This is a genomic window from Qipengyuania sp. (assembly GCF_042095715.1).
Classification (GTDB): Bacteria; Pseudomonadota; Alphaproteobacteria; order Sphingomonadales; family Sphingomonadaceae; genus Qipengyuania.
The window spans coordinates 1-20,109 of sequence record NZ_JBELMO010000060.1; the positions used below are offsets into that span (position 1 = coordinate 1).

The window sequence follows — 20,109 nt, forward strand, 5'->3', positions numbered from 1 at the left end:
TTCGCCTCGCGGCAGAAGTTGACGAGGCGGTCGGTCTCGCCCGCCATCGCGCTGACGACGACCGCCACCTGGTCCCCGTTTGCGGCCTGCCGCCGCACCAGATTGGCGACCCGGCGGATACGCTCGGTCCCGGCCATGCTGGTGCCGCCGAATTTCATCACGATCCGCGCCAAGTGGTGCTCCTGCTGGAAGTGGTTGCGCGGGGCTGTTACGGAGCGTGCATGAGCGATGCAACTGTAACAACCGCAACCATCCGTCCCGAAGAGGCGGCGCACTTTGGCGCTCTGGCGGCGGACTGGTGGGATCCGAAGGGATCCTCGGCGATGCTGCATCGCCTCAATCCCGTGCGGCTGGCTTTCATTCGCGACGCCATCGACCGGCACTGGCAGGGTGACGTGCGCGCCCGCAAGCCGCTCGCGGGCAAGACGGCGCTCGATGTCGGGTGCGGCGCCGGTCTGCTGTGCGAACCGCTGGCTCGGCTGGGCGCCGAGGTCACCGGTGTCGACGCGGCGCGAGAGAATATCGCCGCAGCGCAGATCCATGCCGATCGGATGGGCTTGTCCATCGACTATCGCGAAGGCGAGCTATCGGGGATGGCACTCGCCCGGTTCGACCTCGTCACGTCGATGGAAGTGCTCGAACATGTCGCCGACAAGGGGGCCTTCATGGCCCAGCTCGCCGCGCGTCTTGCGCCCGATGGCCTGCTGGTGCTGTCCACACCCAACCGGACGCTGAAAAGCCGCGCCTTGCTGGTGGAGGGGGCGGAGCTCGTCGGCGCGGTCCCGCGCGGAACGCATGACTGGGCCGAATTCGTCACGCCGGAAGAGCTTGCCGAGCTGCTTGCAGCGGCGGGGCTGGAAATCGTGTCGCAGCGCGGCATTGCGGCAACGCCCGTCAGGGGATTGCATCTCTCCGACGATCTGTCGCTCGACATTATCCTCTCGGCACGCCACGCGGGCTGACCATGCCGAAACGGCCGATTCTCTACCCGCATCCGGACGATCACGCGTTTCTCCGGCGCACCTTCATGCTCGTCATGCTGGCGATGTTCCTGACGGTGCTGTTCTTCGTACGCAATCTGCTGCTGCTCGCTTTCGGAGCACTGCTGGTGGCGGTGCTGCTGACCGTGCTGGCGGGTTTCCTGGAGCGCCGCCTCCGTTTCAGCCGCAAGCTGGCGATGACAGCCGCCACTCTCATCCTCCTTGGCACCCTGGGGCTGCTCGGCTATCTGTTCTACGCGGAAATCGCATTCCAGACCGAGATGCTGAGCGTCGAATTGCCGCGTGCCTGGCGGGCGATGGAAAACCGGCTGGAGACCGGGCCGGTCGGCAGGCTCCTGCTCTCTTCGTTGCAGAACCGCGCCACCGTCACCTGGCTCACCAACGAGGCGGGATCGATCCTGCGCGGATCGGCGATCGTCCTGTTCAACCTCATCATCATCTTGTCCGCGGCCGTCTATTTCGCCGCCGATCCGGCGCGCTATCGCCGGGGCCTCGCCATGATGAGCCCGCCCAAGTGGCGCGCGCTGACCGACCGGACGCTGGGCGAGATCGGCGTTGCGCTGCGGCTCTGGCTGGTGACGCAGAGTGTTTCCATGATGGTCATGGGCGCGCTGTTTGCGGGCGGGCTCTATCTGTCGGGCGTGCCGGCGTGGGGCGCGCTGGGCCTGCTGGGCGGGTTGGCCGAATTCATTCCCTATGTCGGCCCCATCGTGGCCATGGTGCCGGCTTTTCTGCTCGCCGCCGCGGGGGAGGGCAATCTGTGGGGTGTCTTCCTGACCTATGCGCTGGCGCGTGTGGTGCAGGCCAATATCGTCACCCCGTTGGTGACGGGACGCGTGGTGTCCGTTCCGCCCGGCTGGTATATCTTCCTGATCCTGGGGGCCGGTTATGTTTTCGGCACCTTCGGGCTGTTCTTTGCAGGGCCGCTCGCCATCGTGCTCTACACGCTGTGGGTGGCGCTTTATTCGCGCGCCACGCTGGGGGACGAGGTCGAGACGCCGAGCGAATATGCCGCCCGGCGCGACGGCAATGGCAAGACGGTGGCTGATGCGGAACTCAGCGCCGCAGAAGTGGAACGACCACTGCCGGATCGTCCGTAAACAGACCGTCGATACCCGCCGCGCGTAGCTGCGCCAGCGCTTCCCCCAATTTGCCACGCGCTCCGGGCCCGCCGGGATTTTGCAGCGCGGGCGGCAGGAAGGCATTCTCCTTGCGCAGCGTCCACGGGTGGACCTTCAGCCCGGCGGCATGCGCATCGGCGACGAGCGAGGTGGGCTGCCCCTGCGCATCGATCACATAGCCCATGGATGGCCCGATCCCATCGGCGTAGGTCGCCACCTCCGCCAGGCCCGAGGGTGTCATGACGTCCAGCCAGCTCAGCCCCTTTTCGTCATAGGGGCCGCCATCGGGCGCGATCAGAAGGACCAGCGGCGTGTCGATGAGCCGGTTCAGCCGCTTGAGCGGAGCAATTTCGAAGACCTGGACGAAGGCCTTGCTGTCCGCCTTGTCCAGCCCCGCGGTCTTCAGTGCGGCCGCGAACAGGTCCACCACGTCGATACCCGCCTGTTCCAGCAGCATGGTCGGATGCTTGAGCTCTGGATAGATGCCGATCGGGCGGCCCGTTTCCGCCTCCTTCGCCTTCACCAGCGCCACGATCTCCTCGAAGGTGGGGATCTGGTAGAGCCCGTCGAAACGGGCATTCGCTGGGCGCAGCGGCGTCAGCCGTTCGCGGGCGCGCAGCGTGCGCAATTCGGCAAGCGTGAAATCCTCCGCGAACCACCCGCTGACCAGCCGTCCTTCGACATCCTTGGTGCGCTTTCGCCCCGCGAATTCCTCGCGCGAGGCGACATCGGTGGTGTCGCTGAGCTCGGTATCGTGCCGGGCCACCAGTTTCAGATCCTTGGTCGGGACCAGATCGGGCTCGATGAAATCGGCGCCCGCATCGATCGCGCGCTCGTAGCTGGCGAGCGTATGCTCGGGCCGCTCGCCCGAGGCGCCGCGATGCGCGATGAGGATGAAATCGTCCGCCCCCCACGATGGCGCGGGGAGGGCCAGCGCCAGCGCCGCCAGCAGCCATTTCAGCAAAACGCGTTCTCCCACTCGCTGACCGCGAAGCCCACCAGCACCCTGTCCCCATCGGTGCGGGTGGCGACGGGGCGCTTGATAAGGCTGGGGTGCGCCTGCATCAGCGCAAGCGCCTTGTCGCGGTCGATGTCGGTTTTCGCCGCCTCGTCCAGCTTGCGGAAGGTGGTGCCGCGCCGGTTGAGCAGCACTTCCCAGCCGCAGGTGTCCGCCCAGCGCTCCAGCGCACCTGCATCGACGCCTTCCTTCTTGTAATCGTGGAAGGTGTAGTCGAGCCCCTGCTCCTCCAGCCATTTACGGGCTTTTTTGATCGAGTCGCAGTTGGGGATGCCGTAGATTTCAACGCTCATCGCACGCCTCCGGCGGCGAGACATGGACCGCTTGGACCACGGTCCAGGGCATAGTTTTGGAACCTTGCGTGCAAAGCCGTCACCTTGCGGGGATTTCGTGTCAGTTTGGAGAAATGCCGCGTCACCTTGAACGCTTGCGGCGTCGCCTTGCGGGCCCCGGCTGTAACCCTGCGCAGCACCGCGTCGCAGTCTCGAGAAAGACTGTGAAAACGGGGAGAAATGACAATGCTCATAGCAGCCGGATAACGCCGCGAACCCATGTAGGACAGAAGTTTATCGCGCTGTCTTGTCGGCCCGGTCGCGCGGGGCAAGATGCGCGTCAGCGATGGCCACCGCCAGCGCATCGACGGCATCCGCGCCCGCGATCCGCGCGCCGGGAAGCAGCACCTTCAGCATGGCCTGCACCTGGGCCTTCTCCGCCGCGCCCGTTCCCACCACCGCCTTTTTGACCAGCCGCGCGGCATGTTCGTTCACGGCGATCCCCGCCGCTCCGCAGGCCGCCAGCACCGCGCCGCGCGCCTGCGCCAGCTTCAGCGTGGATTGCGGGTTCTTGTTGACGAAGACCTCTTCGGCGGCGGCCCGGTCGGGGCGGTGAGCGGCGATCACTTCGGCCAGGGCGGACTGAAGATGCGCCAGCCGCTCGGCCATGGGAGCCTTCGCATCGGTCGGAATTTGGCCATTGGCAACATGGGCAAGGCGGCTGCCCTCGGCCCGGACCACGCCCCAGCCGGTGCAGGACAGCGAAGGGTCGAGCCCCAGGATCAGCATGGATTTGTCTTGCAGCGGCCGGGAGACAAGAAATCCTCCCCGGAACGGCCAGGAGACGAGAAATCCTCCCCGGAACGGGGAGGGGGACCATGCGAAGCATGGTGGAGGGGCACGGGCGGCAAAGTCTCAGGCAAATGGAAAGTCGAAAGGGGAGGCACCTGCCCCTCCACCACCCTGCGGGCGGTCCCCCTCCCCCGGTGGGGGAGGATCGGGTCCATCACCCCAGCTTTTCCATCACGTCGTCGGAGATGTCGTAGTTGCCCCACACGGTCTGGACGTCGTCGTCGTCCTCCAGCACGTCGATCAGCTTGATCAGCGTGCCCGCGTTGCCTTCGTCCATTTCGACCGTGATATTGGGCTTCCACGCCAGCTTGACGTTTTCCGCCTCGCCCAGCACCTTTTCCAGATCGCCCGCGACTTGGTGAAGGTCTTCCGCGGCGGTCCAGATGGTGTGCCCGTCTTCGCTGCTCTCGATATCCTCGGCGCCCGCTTCCATCGCGGCTTCCAGCACCTTTTCCTCGTCGCCAGCGCTGGCCGGATATTCGATCAGGCCCAGCCGCTCGAAGCCGTGCTGCACGCTGCCCTCGGTGCCGAGGTTGCCGCCGTTCTTGCTGAACGCCGTGCGGATGTTGGTGGCGGTGCGGTTGCGGTTGTCGGTCAGCGCTTCCACGATGATGGCGCTGCCGCCCGGGCCATAGCCTTCGTAGCGGACCTCTTCGTAATTCTCGCCATCGGCCTGAGTCGCCTTGTCGATGGCGCGCTGGATATTGTCCTTGGGCATGGACTGCGCCTTGGCCGCATTCACCGCCAGGCGCAGGCGCGGGTTCATGTCCGGATCGGGCATGCCCATCTTGGCGGCCACGGTGATCTCGCGGCTGAGCTTGGAGAACATCGCGGAGCGCTTCTTGTCCTGCGCGCCCTTGCGATGCATGATGTTCTTGAACTTGGAATGGCCGGCCATTGGAACCTTCGAAAGTGATGCTCTGGCGAGAGGCCCGCTGACGGAGCCGCTCTATGGCTTGGCCCTTACACTCGGGATGCCGGGGGAGGCAACCGGGGCGAATTGCGGCGCGAATGTCGCCGACGGCGGGATTGCCGGCACTCAGGAACATTAGCGATGAGGCGCGATTGGTTGAGGGAACCGCATCGATACAGAAAGGACCTTGCGTGCCCTCTTTTCAAACCCGCGATGGTACTCGCATCCGCTACAAACATGTCGGCGAAGGCCGGCCCGTAATCTTCATCCACGGCTGGCCCCTGTCGGGCGACAGCTGGGACCCGGTGATGATGAAGTTCGCCGAAGCCGGCTTCAAGGCGATTGCCTATGACCGGCGCGGTTTCGGCCGTTCCGACCACGCGGCGAGCGGTTACGATTACGACACTTTCTCGGACGATCTGGCCGATCTGATGAAGGAGCTCGGGCTCGACAGCGATGTCGGGCTGGTGGGCTTTTCCATGGGTGGCGGCGAAATCGCGCGTTACCTGTCAAGGCATCAGGGCAAGGGCGTCAGCCGGGTCGCCCTGGTGAGTTCGGTCGTTCCCTTCATGAAGAAGACCGATGACAATCCCGACGGCGTCCCGCAATCCACCTTGGACGAGATGACGGAAGGCATGAAGAAGGACTTTCGCGCCTTCTTCACCGACTTCTTCAAGGATTTCTATGGCGACGGATGGGTGACCGACAAGGTATCCGATGAAGAAAAGCAGTGGGCATGGATGACGACCATGATGAGCGCCCAGTGGGCCACGCTGAAATCCGCCGGTGCATTCGCCAACACCGATTTTCGGCCCGATCTCGCCAGCTTCAACGTACCGACGCTCGTCATTCACGGGACGAAGGACAAGACCGTTCCCATCGACGCGACGGGCCGTCAGGTGGCTGAAAAGGTCTCCGGTTCGACGCTTATCGAATATGATGGGGAGCCGCACGCCGTGTTTGCGACGCAAACGGACCGGCTTGCCAGCGATCTGCTGGAATTCATGCAGCGATGATCGAATTCCGCCCGCCGGGATCATTCCGGCGGGCATCGATTCGTAAAGGCTCATGGGGCGGCGCGATCAGACCGTCACCGCCGTCCCGTTGGCGCTGACCAGCAGCATCGATCCAGTATCGCCGCTCACCTCACAATCGAGATCCATGCGCGCCGCGGCGTTCGCCGCATGCGGCCTGCAGCCCCTCCATCGCCAACCTCGCGCCCGTAGCTACGGGGGCTATATCAGTTGCCCGAACGGCGGTGGCGGGCGAAAAAGGTCCACATGGCGTCATTGTCGACCACCCAGCTGTGGGCGCCGTTCACATCTATCCGCGCGGCGACTTCGGAACCGTCGGCGCAGTCGCCATACCGCTCTTCGTAAATGCCGCGGGCGACCCAGCCCGTCGTCGGTGATGCCATGCATCGGTTGAGCTGCGCCCAGCGCTGTTCGGCGGCGTGCATGGAATAGCCCCAGCGCATCCCCTGGCCGCCCGCGAGCGGGTTGGTGTTGTCCTTGAGACCGGCAAAGGCCATCACCGGCATGGCGCGGTTGGGCTGACATGTCTCGGGATCGACCGCGCTTTCGTCCTCGGGTTTGGCCCGCCCCGCGCGCAGGCCGACGACCGGAGCGATGGCGGCGAAGCGGTCGCTCGCCACGCACCCCAGCCAAGATGCCATCCGGCCGCCGCCCGAAAGGCCGGTGACATATTGCCGTTCGCCATCCGCGCATCCGCCCTGGACCAGAGCATCGGCCAGCGCCCCGATGAAGGCGACATCGTCACGGTCTTGCGGAGACGGCAATTCTCCGGCGACCGTCGGCACGCCGGGAATGTTCCAGGCAAAGCCGGCGCCAAGCTTTATGCCGGCATCGGGCGCGAGGAGGATGAAGCCTTGCGCGTCCGAAGTCTCGGCCAGCTTGCTGTCGCGCAGCATTGCCGCCCCGGTGCCACCACTGCCGTGAAGCAGGAACACCAGTGGCACCGGCGTGCCCCCGTCGCGGTAGCCCCTGGGCGTATGGACAATGGCTCCGGTGCCAGCCCCGGCGATATCGACCCGTGCCGTTTCGCCTGCCGCAGGGAGCAGGCAGCGCGCCGATGCCGCTGACGGAAAAGCGCCGAATGCGGCGAAGGCCAAAGCTGCGAGAATCGGAATGCGCATGAAAGTTTCGCCTTCGTACGTCAGGTTCGCACGGCCGTGCCGCTGGCGCTGACCATCAGCATCGAACCGGTATCGCCAATGACTTCGTAATCGAGATCGACGCCCACCACCGCATTGCCGCCGCGTTCGCCGCAGGCGGCCTGCAATTCCTCGATCGCCTGCTTGCGCGCGTCGGACAGGATGCGTTCGTAGCTGCCCGAGCGGCCACCCACGATATCGCGGATATTGGCGAACAGATCGCGGAACAGATTGGCGCCCACGATCACCTCGCCCGTCACGATGCCCAGATACTCCTGGATCGGGTGTCCTTCAATCGTGGGCGTGGTGGTGACGGTAATCCCGCGTGCGTCCTTCCAGGGTCCGGCCATGCTCTGCTTCTCCTAACTTCTCAGTCTTCGCGGACGATGTGCCCGCCTTTCATGACGAAATCCACGTCTTCCAGCTCGCGCACATCGGACAGCGGATCGCTGTCAACCGCCACGATGTCAGCGACCATGCCGGCGGCGATACGACCGCGATCGCTGCGTCCCAGCGCCTCGGCAGCGTCGACGGTTGCCGCGCGAATGGCGCGCGCCGGGGTCATGCCCGCCTGAACCATGAGGGCGAACTCCTTGGCATTCTCGCCGTGTTTGGAAACGCCGGTATCCGTGCCGAACGCCATTTTCGCGCCCGAGGAGACCATCATGCGATAGCTCTGGTTCGCGGCGGCGGCGGCCTCGCGCACCTTGGGGACGACATTGGGCGGTAGCGCGCCGTCTTCCGCCTGATGCGTGACCGTGTTTACCGCCAGCATGGTCGGGACCAGCCAGGTGCCCTTGCGCTTGATCAGGGCGAGCGTCTCGTCATCCATGAAGGTGCCGTGTTCGATGCTGTCGACACCCGCTTCCACCGCGGCGCGCGTGCCCGCAGCCGCGTGGCTATGCGCGGCGGTCTTGCGGCCCAGCTCGTGCGCCGTTTCGACCACGGCGCGCATCTCGTCCGGCGTCATCGCGCGGCCAAGCCCGCCCGCCACATTGGAGAGCACACCGCCGGTGGCCATGAACTTGATGACCTGCGCGCCCAGGGCCACCTGCTGGCGCACCGCCCGGCGGCAGTCGTCCGGTCCGTCGCAGGTGTTGACCACATGGGCGTGGACGGCGTCGGCAAAGGTTTCGGCCAGCCCGTTGGTCGGATCGCCATGCCCCCCGGTGACGGAGATCGGCTCGCCCGCGTTGACGATGGTGGGGCCAGTTACGTCGCCCCGCGCGATCGCATCGCGCAGGGCGCGGATCGGGCGGGCACTGGCGCCGAGGTCACGAACGGTGGTAAATCCCGCCATCAGCGTATCGCGCGCATTGCCGACGCCGATCAACAAGTCGTCCGCCTCGTCGCTGGTCAGCGCGGAAAGCCGCGCGCGTAGCGGATCGCCGCCGATGCCCAGCAGATGAACGTGCATGTCGATCAGCCCGGGCATGACCCAGTCCTGCGACAGGTCCACCAGCCGGGCGCCGGAAGGCGGGGGCGCGAAACCGTCGCGAACTTCGGAAATGGTGTCTCCCCGCACCACGATCGTGCTGGCCCCGCGCGGCTCCCCCGCGGGATCGGCCAGCAAATGGCCGGCATGGATATAGACGGTTTCGGGCGCCGCCTCCGTCTCCTGACCTGCGGCAGGCACCGTCGCGATCGCGGCCGCAAGCACGGCGCACGGCAATGTAAGGGCTCGCATTCTCGTCTCCCCGAAAGATAGCGGGGAATCTCCTAATGCGCCACGGCGGCGCGTCAATCGACCTCGCGACTAGCCGTTGACGACGGTCCCCCCATTGGGGTGCAGAACCTGCCCCGACATGTAGCTCGAATCCTCGCATGCCAGGAACAGGAAGGCAGGGGCCACCTCATTGGGCTGGCCGGGGCGACCCATGGGGGTGTTTTCGCCGAAATCGTCCATCTCTTCGGGCGGCTGCCCGCCGAAGGGGTTGAGCGGAGTCCAGATCGGCCCCGGCGCCACCGCGTTCACGCGGATGCCGTCCTCGATCAGGTTTTCGCTCAGCGATCGGGTGAAAGCGGTGATCGCGCCCTTGGTGGAGGAATAGTCGAGAAGCCCGGCCGAGCCCTGATACATGGTCACGCTGGTGCAGTTCACGATCGCAGCGCCTTTCTTGAGATGCGGGCGGGCAGCCTGAACCAGATAGAACATCGAGAAGATGTTGGTCTGGAAGGTGCGCTGGAGCTGTTCCACGGTGATATCGGTGATGTCCTTGTCGGGGTGCTGTTCCCCCGCATTGTTGACCAGCACATCGAGCTGGCCCCATTTGTCGATCACCTTTTCCACCAGCGCCCGTCCCACCTCGGGGTTTCCGAGATCGCCCTTGTGGAGGATCGCCTCGCTGCCTTCGTCGGCGATGCGGGCGGCGGTGAATTCGGCGTCGTCGTCTTCCTCGAGATAGGCGATCGCGACCTTGGCGCCTTCGCGCGCAAACAGAATGGCGGTGGCCCGACCGATACCGCTGTCCGCACCCGTGACGATGGCGACCTTGCCATCAAGGCGCCCGGAGCCGGGATAGCGCGGCTGCCACTCCGGCTTGTCGTCCATCCGGCTTTCATGGCCGGGCATCCGCGGTTCTTCCTTCGTCTCCAGGATGAAGGCAGCTTTGGTGTCGGTCTCGTGGGTCATAGGGGCTCTCGTGAATTAGGCGTACAAGAGAGCCTATGACTGGGGGGCGGCAGGGTTCCGCCGATTAACTTTAAGCGAGCGCCGGATCTGGCGCGCGCCCCATCGCCTCAGCCGATGCCGAGAGCGGCTTTATAGGTGTCGAGGATGGTCTCCATCTCGGCCCGGTCGTCGGGCTTCATTTTGCGCAGGCGCACGATCTGGCGCATGATCTTCACGTCATAGCCGACCGCCTTGGCTTCGGCGTAAACATCGCGGATGTCGTCGGCGATGCCCTTCTTTTCTTCCTCGAGGCGTTCGATGCGCTCGATCAGAAGGCGCAGGCGGTCGTCTGTGGTCTCGGCCATTTTCAAAAAGCTCCGGTGATGTGAGAATCGGTTGGCCGGGCCGATAGCGGTCCGATGCCGAGGGGTGAACCCGCCTCTCGGCTAATCCACGCGATTCTTCGCGACGCTCGCTTCCATCCGCTCCAGTTGCTCCGGCGTGGCTGGGGACTGATATCGGTCCTTCCATTCATCCATCGGCATTCCGTGAATGAGTTCGCGCGCGGCCGCCTTGTCTCCTTCGTATCCCGCCTCCCTGATCCAGTCCGCCAGGCAATTGCGGCAGAACCCGGATAGGCCCATCAGATCGATGTTCTGGGCATCATGCCGCTGCCTCAGGTGGCGAACCAATCGGCGAAAGGCGGCGGCGGCCACCGCATCGTCGAGGGTTTCGAGCGTATCGCTGGTTCCGGCCAATCAATCCTCCTTCAAACTGCCATGGACCTCTGCCATAGAGCCGCCCATGAAGTTCGAACCGCGTAGCCGCAAGGTCAAGATACTCGCCACCGTCGGGCCCGCCAGCCGCGATCAGGATATGCTGGAGGCGCTGTTCAAGGCGGGGGCTGACGCCTTTCGCGTGAACATGAGCCACGGCGAGCATGAGATTCATGCCGAAACGATCAAGGCGATCCGCGCTGTCGAGCGCAAGTTCAATCGCCCGATCGCGATCCTTGCGGATCTGCAGGGGCCGAAGCTGCGGGTCGGCAAGTTCAAGGACGGGCAGGCCCTGATCCGGCACGGCGCCCGCTTCACGCTCGACCGGAGCGACGAGCCTGGCGACGAAACCCGTGTGCAACTGCCCCACCCCGAACTGTTCGGGCTGATGGAGAAAGGCCAGCGCCTGCTGATCAACGATGGCAAGATCCGCCTGGTGGTGATGACGGCCGACAGCGACCATATCGAATGCAAGGCCGAGGTCGGCGGGGTGATTTCCGATCGCAAGGGCGTCAACGTCCCGGATGCCGAAGTGCCGATCCCGGCGCTGACCGACAAGGATCGGCGCGATCTCGCATTCGCGATGAGCCAAAACGTCGACTGGATCGGCCTGTCGTTCGTGCAGAGGCCCGAAGATCTGGCCGAAGCACGTCGTCTGATGGGCGGGCGGGGCGCGCTGTGTGCCAAGATCGAGAAACCCAGCGCCGTCCGCCGGCTCGACGAGATCATCGAGATGGCCGACGGCATCATGGTGGCGCGCGGCGACCTGGGTGTGGAGTTGGAGCCACAGGAAGTGCCGCCGCTTCAGAAAAAGATCGTCAATCTGGCGCGCGCGGCGGGCAAGCCGGTGATCGTGGCAACCCAGATGCTGGAAAGCATGATCGAAAGCCCCGCGCCCACCCGCGCCGAGGTGTCCGACGTCGCGAACGCCGTTTACGATGGCGCCGATGCCGTCATGCTCTCCGCCGAGACCGCGGCGGGCGACTGGCCGCAGGAAGCGGTCACCATCATGGACAAGATCGCGATCCAGGTGGAACGGGACGAGGCCTATCTCGCCCGGGTCCGCTTTCTGGAAACCCCGCCCGACAGCACCACCGCCGATGCGCTCAGCCATGCCTGCATGACCATCGCCGATACGGTGGCGATCAAGGCCATCACGGTCTTCACCGGATCAGGCTCCACCGCGCGCAGGGTTGCACGCGAACGTCCCAGCGTGCCGATGCTGGTGCTGACCCCATCGCCCACCACCGCGCGACGGCTCGGTCTGCTATGGGGCGCTCATGCGGTCGCGACCAAGGACATCGGCAGCTTCGAAGAGATGATCGCCAAGGGCAAGCGAATGGCGCTTCGCCACGGTCTGGGCAAGGGAGGGGACAAGCTGATCGCCCTTGCCGGCGTCCCATTCGGCACCCCGGGATCGACGAATTTGCTTCATGTGGTGACCCTGACGGGCAACGAACTCGATACATACTGACCCAGATCGGGACAGGGTCGAAATGCCGGTCGCCCAGCAAAGGCACGACGCCCAGTAACGATTGCCAAGTGCGGATTAAAAACTTATATCGGACGCGGACGTTTTCAAAGGGTGGGACCTCAATTGCGTAAACTTTATCTCGCATCGCTTGCGGCGCTTTGCGTTTCGTTCGTTCCGGCTCCGGCTTCTGCCGGCACGCTCATCACGGGCCTCGACGCCATGCGCGAGTGGAACTTGATCGTGCTGGGCAATTTGACATCGAGTTCTGAGGTCGAAGGCCGCACCTTCGTCGGTGGCAATCTGACTGGTAATTCGTCGAACTACTCGATCAGGCAATCGGGACGCTCTGCCAATGGCACGGCCGGCCTGACGGTGGTCGGGGACGTGAGCGGGGGACACAAGAACCTCAATAACGGTTCGGGCGCCGATATCGGTGGCACGGTGTACAGCGGTTTCAACCTCAACGGCGCGCCTCAGACAGTGAATGCCGGTGGCCAGGTAAAGAACACGAACATCAACCAGAATACCGTCAACGCCAATCTCGGCGCGAGCTTTGCCGGTGCCCTCGCCGCGCAAGGGGCTGCGCTGACCCAGTCACTGGGCGACCTGTCGAGCACGCTTGCCGGCATGTCCGCGACCAACGCCGCGACTTTCGCCTTCAACAAGGCCACGTTCGACGTGGTGCCCGATTCCATGGGTCAGGCGGTGTTCTCGATCACGGCGGGGCAGCTCGACAGCATCGGCGAAATCCAGTTCAACCTGAACGGCGCGAAGACCGTCATCGTCAATGTTTCCGGCGCCAATGTGACGCTCAACGACAACTTCCTGGGCAGCAGCAATGGGCTGGGCCAGAACGTGCTGTGGAACTTTTCCGAAGCGACCACCCTCAATGTCGGGACCCGTTTCGCCGGATCCGTCCTCGCACCGAACGCCGTCGCTCAGCTGGCGAACTACGTTCAGGGCAGCACCGTGGTGAAGAGCATGCAGCAGAACGGCGAAATCCACCTCGGCACGCTGGGCCCGGACTTCAGCCCGACGCCGAGCGGCGCCGTTCCCGAACCTGCGACCTGGGCGATGCTGGTACTAGGGTTCGGCATGATCGGCGGCGGCATGCGGGCTGCCCGTCGTCGCACTTCGAGGCTGGCTTTCGCTGCCTGATCGATATCGGGCTAACGGAGAGAGCTGATTATCCCGCGGCGCGTGCCAGCCTGGCGCGCGCCTGCTCCTCTCCGATCAGCGGCAGAAGCTCCGCCATGTCGGGGCCATGGTCCATCCCGGTCAGGGCCTGACGCAGGGGCAGAAACAGAGGCTTGCCCTTGCGCCCGGTTGCACCCTTGAGCGCGCTGGTCAGTGCTTGCCACGGCTCCGGGCTCCATTCGAGCAAACGAGCCGCCTCTGCCAGATAGGCGCGGTCTTCTTCGGTAAACGCGGGGGGCGCGATCGGGCCGGTTACGATCTGCCACCAGTCCGCCGCTTCCGGGACGCTTGCCAAGTTGGGGCGGACCGCATGCCAGCCCGCCTCGTCCATATCGCGGGGGAGCCGGTCTTTGACCTGATCAAACGGAAGCTGATGCACCACCGCTGCGTTCAGTCGCTCCAGTTCGGTTTCGTCGAAGCGCGCGGGCGCACGACCGAAGCTGTCGAGATCGAAACTGTCGATCAGGATCTGTCGATCCAGAATGGCTTCGACAGGCTGTGATGTGCCGAGCCGCGCCAACAGGGCGACCACGGCGGAAGGCTCGATCCCGCTGTCGCGCAGGGACTCCACCGATAGCGAGCCGAGACGTTTGGAGAGCTTGCCCTCCCGCCCCACCAGCAGCGCCTCATGGGAAAATCGGGGCATTTGTGCTGCATGATCTTGCGCAGCAATAAGTGCGGTAAACATCTGAATTTGCACGGCGGTATTCGACACGTGGTCTTCGCCGCGCAGCACATCCGTTATACCCATTTCCAGATCGTCCACCGCGCTCGGTAGCATGTAGAGCCAGCTTCCGCCAGCGCGGCGGATCACAGGATCGGAAAGCTGGGCGGGGTCGAAGTGCTGTGCGCCCCGGATGCCGTCCTGCCATTCGATCCCCTCGCCGTGATCCAGCATGAAGCGCCAGTGCGGCTGTTCCCCCTGTGCTTCCTTCGCAGCGCGCTCTGTTTCGCCGAGAGAAAGGGCCGCGCGATCGTAGATCGGCGGCAGGCCCCGGCCGAGCTGGATCTTGCGTTTCAGCTCGAGCTCCTGCGCGGTTTCGTAGCAGGGATAGACGCGCCCCGCCGCGCGGAGCTGTTCGAACGCAGCCTCGTACGATGCGAGGTGCTTCGACTGACGCTCCTCGCCGTCATAATCGAGACCCAGCCAATCCAGATCGGCCCGAATGCCGTCGACATACTCCTCGCGGCTACGCGCGGAATCGGTATCGTCGATCCTCAGCAGGAACCGTCCGCCATGCTTTCTGGCCAGCAGCCAGTTATGCAGCGCGGTGCGGATATTGCCGACATGAAGGCGGCCGGTGGGGGAGGGGGCGAAACGGGTGGCAGTGGTCATGGCGAAGGGGCCGATAGCGCGCCTCTGCGCTCTTGGCGAGGCGGACCGAACGAGTGGGCGCGTTCACGCCACGCGGGAGTCGCGCTTCTGGATGACGGCTTTTCGCGCCGCTCGATATTCGGCCATCTTCCTCTCGCCGCTTGCGAATTCTCCGCCAGGGTCCAGCGTGGACGCTATCTGGTCTGCCGGAACGGGCTCCATGATGAAGAACCCCTGAGCTTCATGGCAGCCGAGCTTGCGCAGCAGATCGAGCTGACCGGGCCGTTCGAGTCCTTCCGCCGTGGTTCGCATGCCCAGCGCATCGGCGAGGCGGGTGAGCGTGGATACTATGGCGCGCGCTTCGTCGCTGGTCTCTATGTCGGCCACGAAGGTGCGGTCGATCTTGATCCGGTCGAAGGGATAGCGGCGCAGATAGCTCAGAGAAGAATATCCGGTACCGAAATCGTCGAGCGCGATCTGTAGACCGAGTTTACGCAACCGCTCCAGCATGGCGGCGCCGGCCGCGGCGTCCTCGATCAGCACGTGTTCGGTGATCTCGAACTCTAGCCGCCCTGCGGCGATGCCGCTGGTGGCGAGAGCGTCTTCGACGGTCGTCAGCAAATGAAGATGCCGCGTCTGGCTGGGCGAAAGATTAATGGATAGCCGGAAATCGCCCTCCCATTCCGCGGCATCGGCAAGAGCCTGGCGGACGACCCAGTCGCCGATTGGAATGATGAGATCCGATTCCTCCGCGATCGTGAGGAACTGGTCGGGAAGAAGCAGGCCCCGGGCGGGGTGCCGCCACCGCAGCAAAGCCTCGTAGGCTACGGTCTCGCCGCTATCGAGAGCGATTATCGGTTGGTAAAAAACCTCCAGTTCCTTGCGTTGCAGCGCTTCGGTCAGTTCGGTGCGGATGCTGCTACGCTCTTTCGCCTTCTGATCCAGCGTCTCGTCGTACATCGCGAAGGCATCCCGACCGCGCGCCTTGGCCGCGTAGAGGGCAAGGTCGACCCGGCGCATCAGCTCGTCGGCGTTTACGCCCGCCTGCCCCCGCGCCCCGCCCACGCTGGTGGAGGTGTAAACGACCTGGCCCTCGATCTGGAAAGGCTCGCGCATGGCAGCAAGCAGACGATGCGCGCGCTCTATCAGCATCCCGTCTCCAGCCGCGGATTCAATGAGTATTGCGAATTCGTCCCCCCCGAGCCGCGCGCAGAGCCCCGCGTCGGCGGTTTCGCGTCGCAAACGCTCCCCCATCTCGCGCAGCAGGCTGTCGCCGAAATTATGACCCTGGGTGTCGTTGACGGCCTTGAAATCGTCGAGATCGAGGAAGAGCAGCGCTACGTGCCTGACCTTTTCATCGGGCACGCACAAGGCATCGCGCAGCTGCTGGTTGAAGAGGTGGCGGTTGGCCAGACCCGTCAGCGGATCGTAATACGCCATATAGCGCACGCGTTCATCTAGCTCGCGTTGTTCGGTTACGTCCCGACCCACCCCGGTGAAGCTTCCATCGGAACGCGGGTGAGCGGAAAGGCGCCAGAATCGCAGGGCCCCGTTTACTGTCACAGGGACGGGTTCATCGCGAAAGGCGACACCCTTCTCGATGAAGTGCCGCAATCGGTCGCGCTCGAAGCCGGGTTCGATCAGCGAGAGGAAGTGCCGGCCCTCCAGATCCTCCACACGAAGTCCGACGACGTCGGCAAAGCGCGAAGACACCTCACGTAAGGCGCCTTCGTGGCTGATCGTCCACAGCCAGTCGGCGGCCTGCGCCTCATGCTCGTTGAGCAGCAACCGGACCGTCTTCTCGGTCTCTTCCTGCTTGTGTTCGATCCGGCAGGCTTTCACGAATTGCCGATCCTGGATCCTGATCGCTGCGAACAGGCTGACGCCGATAAGGGCGATCAACAGCATGAGCGGCCACGCCGACCATCCGACCGCGATCGCTTCCGCCGCGATAAGCGCGCTTGCAATCACCAACGCATGGACCCCGGCAGCGGCCGGCGTGGTGCGATGGAGCAGAAGGACGTTGGTCAGCATCGCTCCGCCGACTGCGGCGAAAACGTCCGGAGACCGGTTCTCGCCAACCCATGCCGCAAGGACGAGCCCGATTGCCCAATTAGTACTTCCCAGCGAAAGTAGCCAGTTGGTCCGGCGCCAGTCCCTTCGCAAGCTGGCGAGCGAGGAGTCCGGCTGGAGAATACTGCGTCCCAGGTAAAGACGAGCGAGGACCAGTAAAGCCGCGACTCCAGCCCAGACGAGTAACATCCACGCGTTTTCCCCGTGGGCGTAGGCGCCTGCCAGAACCGCGATAGTGGCGATCGACGTCAGAAGCGAGAAGGTGGATGCGCGCGCGAAACTCTGCAACCGGCGCGATAGCTCCAGCCTGAGATAGCTTTCATCTTCAGTTGCCGAATTTCTCAACAATCAGCTTCCAACCGTGCGCCGTAGATTAATTTAGATACTCTTAAGCGAGCGTAAATATCCGCGGGCTTCGTTCGCCTCCGTGAAAACCAAAAAACCCCGCCGGATCGCTCCGGCGGGGTTGTTAATTCGAGTTAGACCGAAATCTATTCGCTGTCGGACGCTTCGGGGTTGAGATACTCGCCCGCATCGGCATCTGTGCCGTGGGTTTCCCCCTCCATTGTCGCCAACGGATCGTCGCCGATCGCCGCTTCCGAACCCTGAGCCAATTCGGCCTCGTGCTCTTCTTCGGCGGTCTGAGCAGCGATGATAGCGTCCTGCGCCTTCTTCCACTGCGCCCGCAGAGCCGCATCGCGACCAGAGGCGGTGATCCGCATGCGGTTCATGCCCGCGCCGGTGCCGGCCGGGATGAGACGGCCCACGATCACGTTCTCCTTCAGACCGATCAGCGTGTCCTTCTTCCCTTCGACCGCCGCCTGCGTAAGCACGCGGGTGGTTTCCTGGAAGGAAGCTGCCGAAATGAAGCTGCGCGTCTGGAGCGAAGCCTTGGTGATGCCCAGCAGCACCGGCTTACCCTCGGCAGGCTTCTTGCCCCTGCCGAGCTTGGAGTTGACTTCGCGCATCTCGTCGAAGTCGACCTGCTCGCCCGGAAGCAAGGTGGTGTCGCCGCCCTCGGTGATCTCGACCTTCTGCAGCATCTGGCGAACGATCACCTCGATGTGCTTGTCGTTGATCTTCACGCCCTGGAGTCGATAGACTTCCTGGATCTCGTTCACGAGGTATTCGGCCAGTGCTTCGATACCCATGACTTCCAGGATGTCGTGCGGGTTGGGGGACCCCGAGATGAGCGTATCGCCCTTCTTCACGTGGTCGCCTTCCTGCACGTCGATCACCTTGGTCTTGGGGATCAGGTATTCCACCGGATCGCCTTCCTCGGGAATGATCGCGATCTTGCGCTTGGCCTTGTACTCGCGAACGAATTCGATCTTGCCGGAAATCTTGGCGATGATCGCATTGTCCTTGGGCAGGCGGGCTTCGAACAGTTCGGCAACACGCGGCAGACCACCAGTAATGTCGCGCGTCTTGGCAGCCTCACGCGATGCACGCGCCAGGATGTCACCGGCCTCGACCTGCTGACCGTCCTCGACCGACAGCGTGGTGCCCGGGGCCAGCATGTAACGCTGGGCCTCGGTTTCCCCGTCGTCGCTCTGTCCTTCGCCCATGAGCGTCAAGCGTGGACGCAGATCGTCCTTCTTCTTGCGACCGGCGGCACGCACTTCGGTGACGACGCGCTGGGCGATACCCGTTGCATCGTCGACGCGCTCTTCCATGGTCGTGCCGTCGATAAGATCCTGGTACTTCACCAAGCCGGACTGTTCGGTGATGATCGGCAGCGAGAACGGGTCCCACTCTGCTAGGCGATCGCCTTCCTTCACCTGCTCGCCGTCCTTGTGCATCAACACGGTGCCGTAGGGCACCTTGTGGATCTCGCGCTCGCGGCCCTCGGCATCGATCACCGCCAGTTCGCCATTGCGGGCGAGCGACAGGATGCGGCCCCGCTTGTCGGTGATGGTGGGCATGTCGCGATAGACGACCTTGCCGTCCGACACCGCTTCGAGGTGAGACGTTTCGTTGAGCTGCGCCGCACCACCGATGTGGAAAGTGCGCATGGTGAGCTGAGTGCCCGGCTCGCCGATCGACTGTGCCGCGATGACGCCGACGGCTTCACCGATATTCACCGGCGTACCGCGGGCAAGGTCACGACCGTAACAGGTGCCGCAAACGCCCTGTTCGGCTTCGCAGACCAGCGGCGAACGGATCTTGGCCTGCTGCACCTCGGCGTCCTCGATCTCCTTGACCATAGGTTCGTCGAGCAGTGTTCCGGCCTTGATGATCACTTCACCGGTGGCGGCGTTGACGATATCTTCGGCTGTGGTGCGGCCCAGGATACGTTCGCCGAGCGAGGCGATCACCGAACCACCCTGAACGATGGCGCGCATCACCAGAGCATTCTCAGTCTTGCAGTCATCCTCGACGATCACGCAGTCCTGCGACACGTCGACCAGACGGCGGGTCAGGTAGCCCGAGTTCGCCGTCTTGAGAGCCGTGTCGGCCAGACCCTTGCGGGCGCCGTGGGTCGAGTTGAAGTATTCAAGAACGGTCAGACCTTCCTTGAAGTTCGAGATGATCGGCGTTTCGATGATCTCGCCCGACGGCTTGGCCATCAGGCCGCGCATCCCGGCGAGCTGCTTCATCTGCGCTGGCGAGCCACGCGCACCGGAGTGGCTCATCATGTAGATGGAGTTGATCTGTGCCTGCTTGCCATCGTCGCCGATGGGCTGGCTGCGGATCTCTTCCATCATGGCCTCGGCCACCTGATCGCCGCAACGGCTCCAGGCGTCGATCACCTTGTTGTACTTCTCCTGCTGCGTGATCAGACCGTCCTGATACTGCTGCTCGTAATCGGTGACCTGGTTCTTGGTCGTCTCGATCATGCCGTCCTTGCTGGCAGGGATGATCATGTCGTCCTTGCCGAAGGAGATGCCGGCCTTGAACGCGTGGCGGAAGCCCAGCGTCATGATGGCATCGGCGAACAGCACCGTGTCCTTCTGGCCGGTGTGGCGATACACCTCGTCGATCACGTCACCGATGTCCTTCTTGGTGAGAAGGCGGTTGATGATGTCGTAGGGCACCTTGTGGTTCTTGGGCAGGCATTCGCCGATCAGCATGCGGCCCGGAGTGGTCTCGAACCGCTTCATCACGATCGTGCCATCTTCTTCGGCCTGCGGAACGCGGGCGATGACCTTCGTGTGCAGCGTAACGGCCTTGGTCTCGAGCGCCTGGTGCACTTCAGCCATGTCGGAGAACATGGGCAGCTTCTCGGTCTTCTTGCCGTCTTCCTCGTGATATTCCGGCGTCTTTTCCTGCCGTTCCATCGACAGGTAATAGATGCCCAGGACCATAGATC

At 64.0% G+C, this 20,109-nt stretch carries 17 protein-coding genes and 2 pseudogenes; 5 read left to right on the forward strand and 14 right to left on the reverse strand.

Features of this window, described 5'->3' with window-relative positions; genetic code table 11:
* A pseudogene (locus ACFDTG_RS12780) lies at positions 1 to 173 on the reverse strand (aspartate kinase); the annotation flags it as partial.
* A gap of 48 nt (positions 174 to 221) precedes the next feature.
* On the opposite strand from ACFDTG_RS12780, the gene ubiG reads away from it, so the two are divergent.
* Positions 222 to 962 carry a bifunctional 2-polyprenyl-6-hydroxyphenol methylase/3-demethylubiquinol 3-O-methyltransferase UbiG gene (gene ubiG / locus ACFDTG_RS12785; protein ID WP_375291423.1) on the forward strand — a complete coding sequence of 247 codons (741 nt, stop codon included), beginning with the start codon at positions 222 to 224 and terminating at the stop codon, positions 960 to 962.
* A gap of 2 nt (positions 963 to 964) precedes the next feature.
* Positions 965 to 2,101: an AI-2E family transporter gene (locus ACFDTG_RS12790; RefSeq protein WP_375291424.1), complete on the forward strand. Its 1,137-nt coding sequence runs from the start codon at positions 965 to 967 to the stop codon at positions 2,099 to 2,101.
* Here the strand turns inward: ACFDTG_RS12790 and ACFDTG_RS12795 are convergent.
* The 4 genes from ACFDTG_RS12795 to ACFDTG_RS12810 form a co-directional block, all read right to left on the reverse strand.
* The gene (locus ACFDTG_RS12795; protein ID WP_375291425.1) at positions 2,058 to 3,101 is read right to left on the reverse strand and encodes a glycerophosphodiester phosphodiesterase; all 1,044 of its coding nucleotides are present in this window, start codon (positions 3,099 to 3,101) and stop codon (positions 2,058 to 2,060) included. The genes ACFDTG_RS12790 and ACFDTG_RS12795 overlap by 44 nt on opposite strands.
* Complete coding sequence (locus tag ACFDTG_RS12800; protein WP_375291426.1) at positions 3,080 to 3,433, reverse strand: ArsC family reductase; 354 nt, start codon at positions 3,431 to 3,433, stop codon at positions 3,080 to 3,082. The genes ACFDTG_RS12795 and ACFDTG_RS12800 overlap by 22 nt, the downstream gene beginning before the upstream one ends.
* Before the next feature lie 273 nt (positions 3,434 to 3,706).
* Positions 3,707 to 4,201 (reverse strand): crossover junction endodeoxyribonuclease RuvC, encoded by a 495-nt coding sequence (gene ruvC, locus ACFDTG_RS12805; RefSeq protein ID WP_375291427.1) that lies wholly within the window; start codon positions 4,199 to 4,201, stop codon positions 3,707 to 3,709.
* Positions 4,202 to 4,418: 217 nt separating this feature from the next.
* Positions 4,419 to 5,162 (reverse strand): YebC/PmpR family DNA-binding transcriptional regulator, encoded by a 744-nt coding sequence (locus ACFDTG_RS12810; RefSeq protein ID WP_375291428.1) that lies wholly within the window; start codon positions 5,160 to 5,162, stop codon positions 4,419 to 4,421.
* Positions 5,163 to 5,368: 206 nt separating this feature from the next.
* Between ACFDTG_RS12810 and ACFDTG_RS12815 the strand changes: the two genes are divergently transcribed.
* Positions 5,369 to 6,193, forward strand: a complete 825-nt coding sequence (locus ACFDTG_RS12815) for an alpha/beta fold hydrolase (protein WP_375291429.1) — start codon at positions 5,369 to 5,371, stop codon at positions 6,191 to 6,193.
* Between the two features lie 224 nt (positions 6,194 to 6,417).
* On the opposite strand, the gene ACFDTG_RS12820 is transcribed toward ACFDTG_RS12815, so the two are convergent.
* The 6 genes from ACFDTG_RS12820 to ACFDTG_RS12845 all read right to left on the reverse strand — a co-directional run bounded on the left by ACFDTG_RS12820 (position 6,418) and on the right by ACFDTG_RS12845 (position 10,719).
* A complete protein-coding gene (locus tag ACFDTG_RS12820; RefSeq protein WP_375291430.1) occupies positions 6,418 to 7,332 on the reverse strand; it encodes an alpha/beta hydrolase family esterase in 915 nt (304 codons plus the stop codon).
* A gap of 20 nt (positions 7,333 to 7,352) precedes the next feature.
* The gene (locus tag ACFDTG_RS12825; RefSeq protein ID WP_375291431.1) at positions 7,353 to 7,700 is read right to left on the reverse strand and encodes a heavy metal-binding domain-containing protein; all 348 of its coding nucleotides are present in this window, start codon (positions 7,698 to 7,700) and stop codon (positions 7,353 to 7,355) included.
* 20 nt (positions 7,701 to 7,720) lie between these two features.
* Positions 7,721 to 9,037, reverse strand: coding sequence for an amidohydrolase family protein (locus tag ACFDTG_RS12830; RefSeq protein ID WP_375291432.1), 1,317 nt, complete (start codon positions 9,035 to 9,037; stop codon positions 7,721 to 7,723).
* Between the two features lie 69 nt (positions 9,038 to 9,106).
* A complete protein-coding gene (locus ACFDTG_RS12835; RefSeq protein WP_375291433.1) occupies positions 9,107 to 9,982 on the reverse strand; it encodes an SDR family oxidoreductase in 876 nt (291 codons plus the stop codon).
* Positions 9,983 to 10,089: 107 nt separating this feature from the next.
* Positions 10,090 to 10,326, reverse strand: coding sequence for a DUF2312 domain-containing protein (locus ACFDTG_RS12840; protein ID WP_375291434.1), 237 nt, complete (start codon positions 10,324 to 10,326; stop codon positions 10,090 to 10,092).
* Positions 10,327 to 10,407: 81 nt separating this feature from the next.
* Positions 10,408 to 10,719: a DUF1244 domain-containing protein gene (locus tag ACFDTG_RS12845; protein WP_375291435.1), complete on the reverse strand. Its 312-nt coding sequence runs from the start codon at positions 10,717 to 10,719 to the stop codon at positions 10,408 to 10,410.
* A gap of 46 nt (positions 10,720 to 10,765) precedes the next feature.
* On the opposite strand from ACFDTG_RS12845, the gene pyk reads away from it, so the two are divergent.
* Positions 10,766 to 12,211 (forward strand): pyruvate kinase, encoded by a 1,446-nt coding sequence (gene pyk / locus ACFDTG_RS12850; RefSeq protein WP_375291436.1) that lies wholly within the window; start codon positions 10,766 to 10,768, stop codon positions 12,209 to 12,211.
* Between the two features lie 123 nt (positions 12,212 to 12,334).
* Positions 12,335 to 13,369 (forward strand): collagen-binding domain-containing protein, encoded by a 1,035-nt coding sequence (locus tag ACFDTG_RS12855; protein ID WP_375291437.1) that lies wholly within the window; start codon positions 12,335 to 12,337, stop codon positions 13,367 to 13,369.
* A gap of 28 nt (positions 13,370 to 13,397) precedes the next feature.
* Here ACFDTG_RS12855 and gltX read toward each other — a convergent pair whose 3' ends face one another.
* The 3 genes and pseudogenes from gltX to ACFDTG_RS12870 form a co-directional block, all read right to left on the reverse strand.
* Positions 13,398 to 14,744 carry a glutamate--tRNA ligase gene (gltX, locus tag ACFDTG_RS12860; RefSeq protein ID WP_375291438.1) on the reverse strand — a complete coding sequence of 449 codons (1,347 nt, stop codon included), beginning with the start codon at positions 14,742 to 14,744 and terminating at the stop codon, positions 13,398 to 13,400.
* A 63-nt stretch (positions 14,745 to 14,807) separates the two neighbouring features.
* Positions 14,808 to 17,141 carry a putative bifunctional diguanylate cyclase/phosphodiesterase gene (locus tag ACFDTG_RS12865; protein ID WP_375291439.1) on the reverse strand — a complete coding sequence of 778 codons (2,334 nt, stop codon included), beginning with the start codon at positions 17,139 to 17,141 and terminating at the stop codon, positions 14,808 to 14,810.
* A 146-nt stretch (positions 17,142 to 17,287) separates the two neighbouring features.
* A pseudogene (locus ACFDTG_RS12870) lies at positions 17,288 to 20,109 on the reverse strand (DNA-directed RNA polymerase subunit beta'); the annotation flags it as partial.

Bases quoted from the DNA above. Each gene is read 5' to 3' on its own strand.
- ubiG (WP_375291423.1), top strand. From the start codon at position 222: ATGAGCGATGCAACTGTAACAACCGCAACCATCCGTCCCGAAGAGGCG.
- ACFDTG_RS12790 (WP_375291424.1), top strand. From the start codon at position 965: ATGCCGAAACGGCCGATTCTCTACCCGCATCCGGACGATCACGCGTTT.
- ACFDTG_RS12800 (WP_375291426.1), bottom strand. From the start codon at position 3,433: ATGAGCGTTGAAATCTACGGCATCCCCAACTGCGACTCGATCAAAAAA.
- ruvC (WP_375291427.1), bottom strand. From the start codon at position 4,201: ATGCTGATCCTGGGGCTCGACCCTTCGCTGTCCTGCACCGGCTGGGGC.
- ACFDTG_RS12810 (WP_375291428.1), bottom strand. From the start codon at position 5,162: ATGGCCGGCCATTCCAAGTTCAAGAACATCATGCATCGCAAGGGCGCG.
- ACFDTG_RS12820 (WP_375291430.1), bottom strand. From the start codon at position 7,332: ATGCGCATTCCGATTCTCGCAGCTTTGGCCTTCGCCGCATTCGGCGCT.
- ACFDTG_RS12825 (WP_375291431.1), bottom strand. From the start codon at position 7,700: ATGGCCGGACCCTGGAAGGACGCACGCGGGATTACCGTCACCACCACG.
- ACFDTG_RS12830 (WP_375291432.1), bottom strand. From the start codon at position 9,037: ATGCGAGCCCTTACATTGCCGTGCGCCGTGCTTGCGGCCGCGATCGCG.
- ACFDTG_RS12835 (WP_375291433.1), bottom strand. From the start codon at position 9,982: ATGACCCACGAGACCGACACCAAAGCTGCCTTCATCCTGGAGACGAAG.
- ACFDTG_RS12840 (WP_375291434.1), bottom strand. From the start codon at position 10,326: ATGGCCGAGACCACAGACGACCGCCTGCGCCTTCTGATCGAGCGCATC.
- pyk (WP_375291436.1), top strand. From the start codon at position 10,766: ATGAAGTTCGAACCGCGTAGCCGCAAGGTCAAGATACTCGCCACCGTC.
- gltX (WP_375291438.1), bottom strand. From the start codon at position 14,744: ATGACCACTGCCACCCGTTTCGCCCCCTCCCCCACCGGCCGCCTTCAT.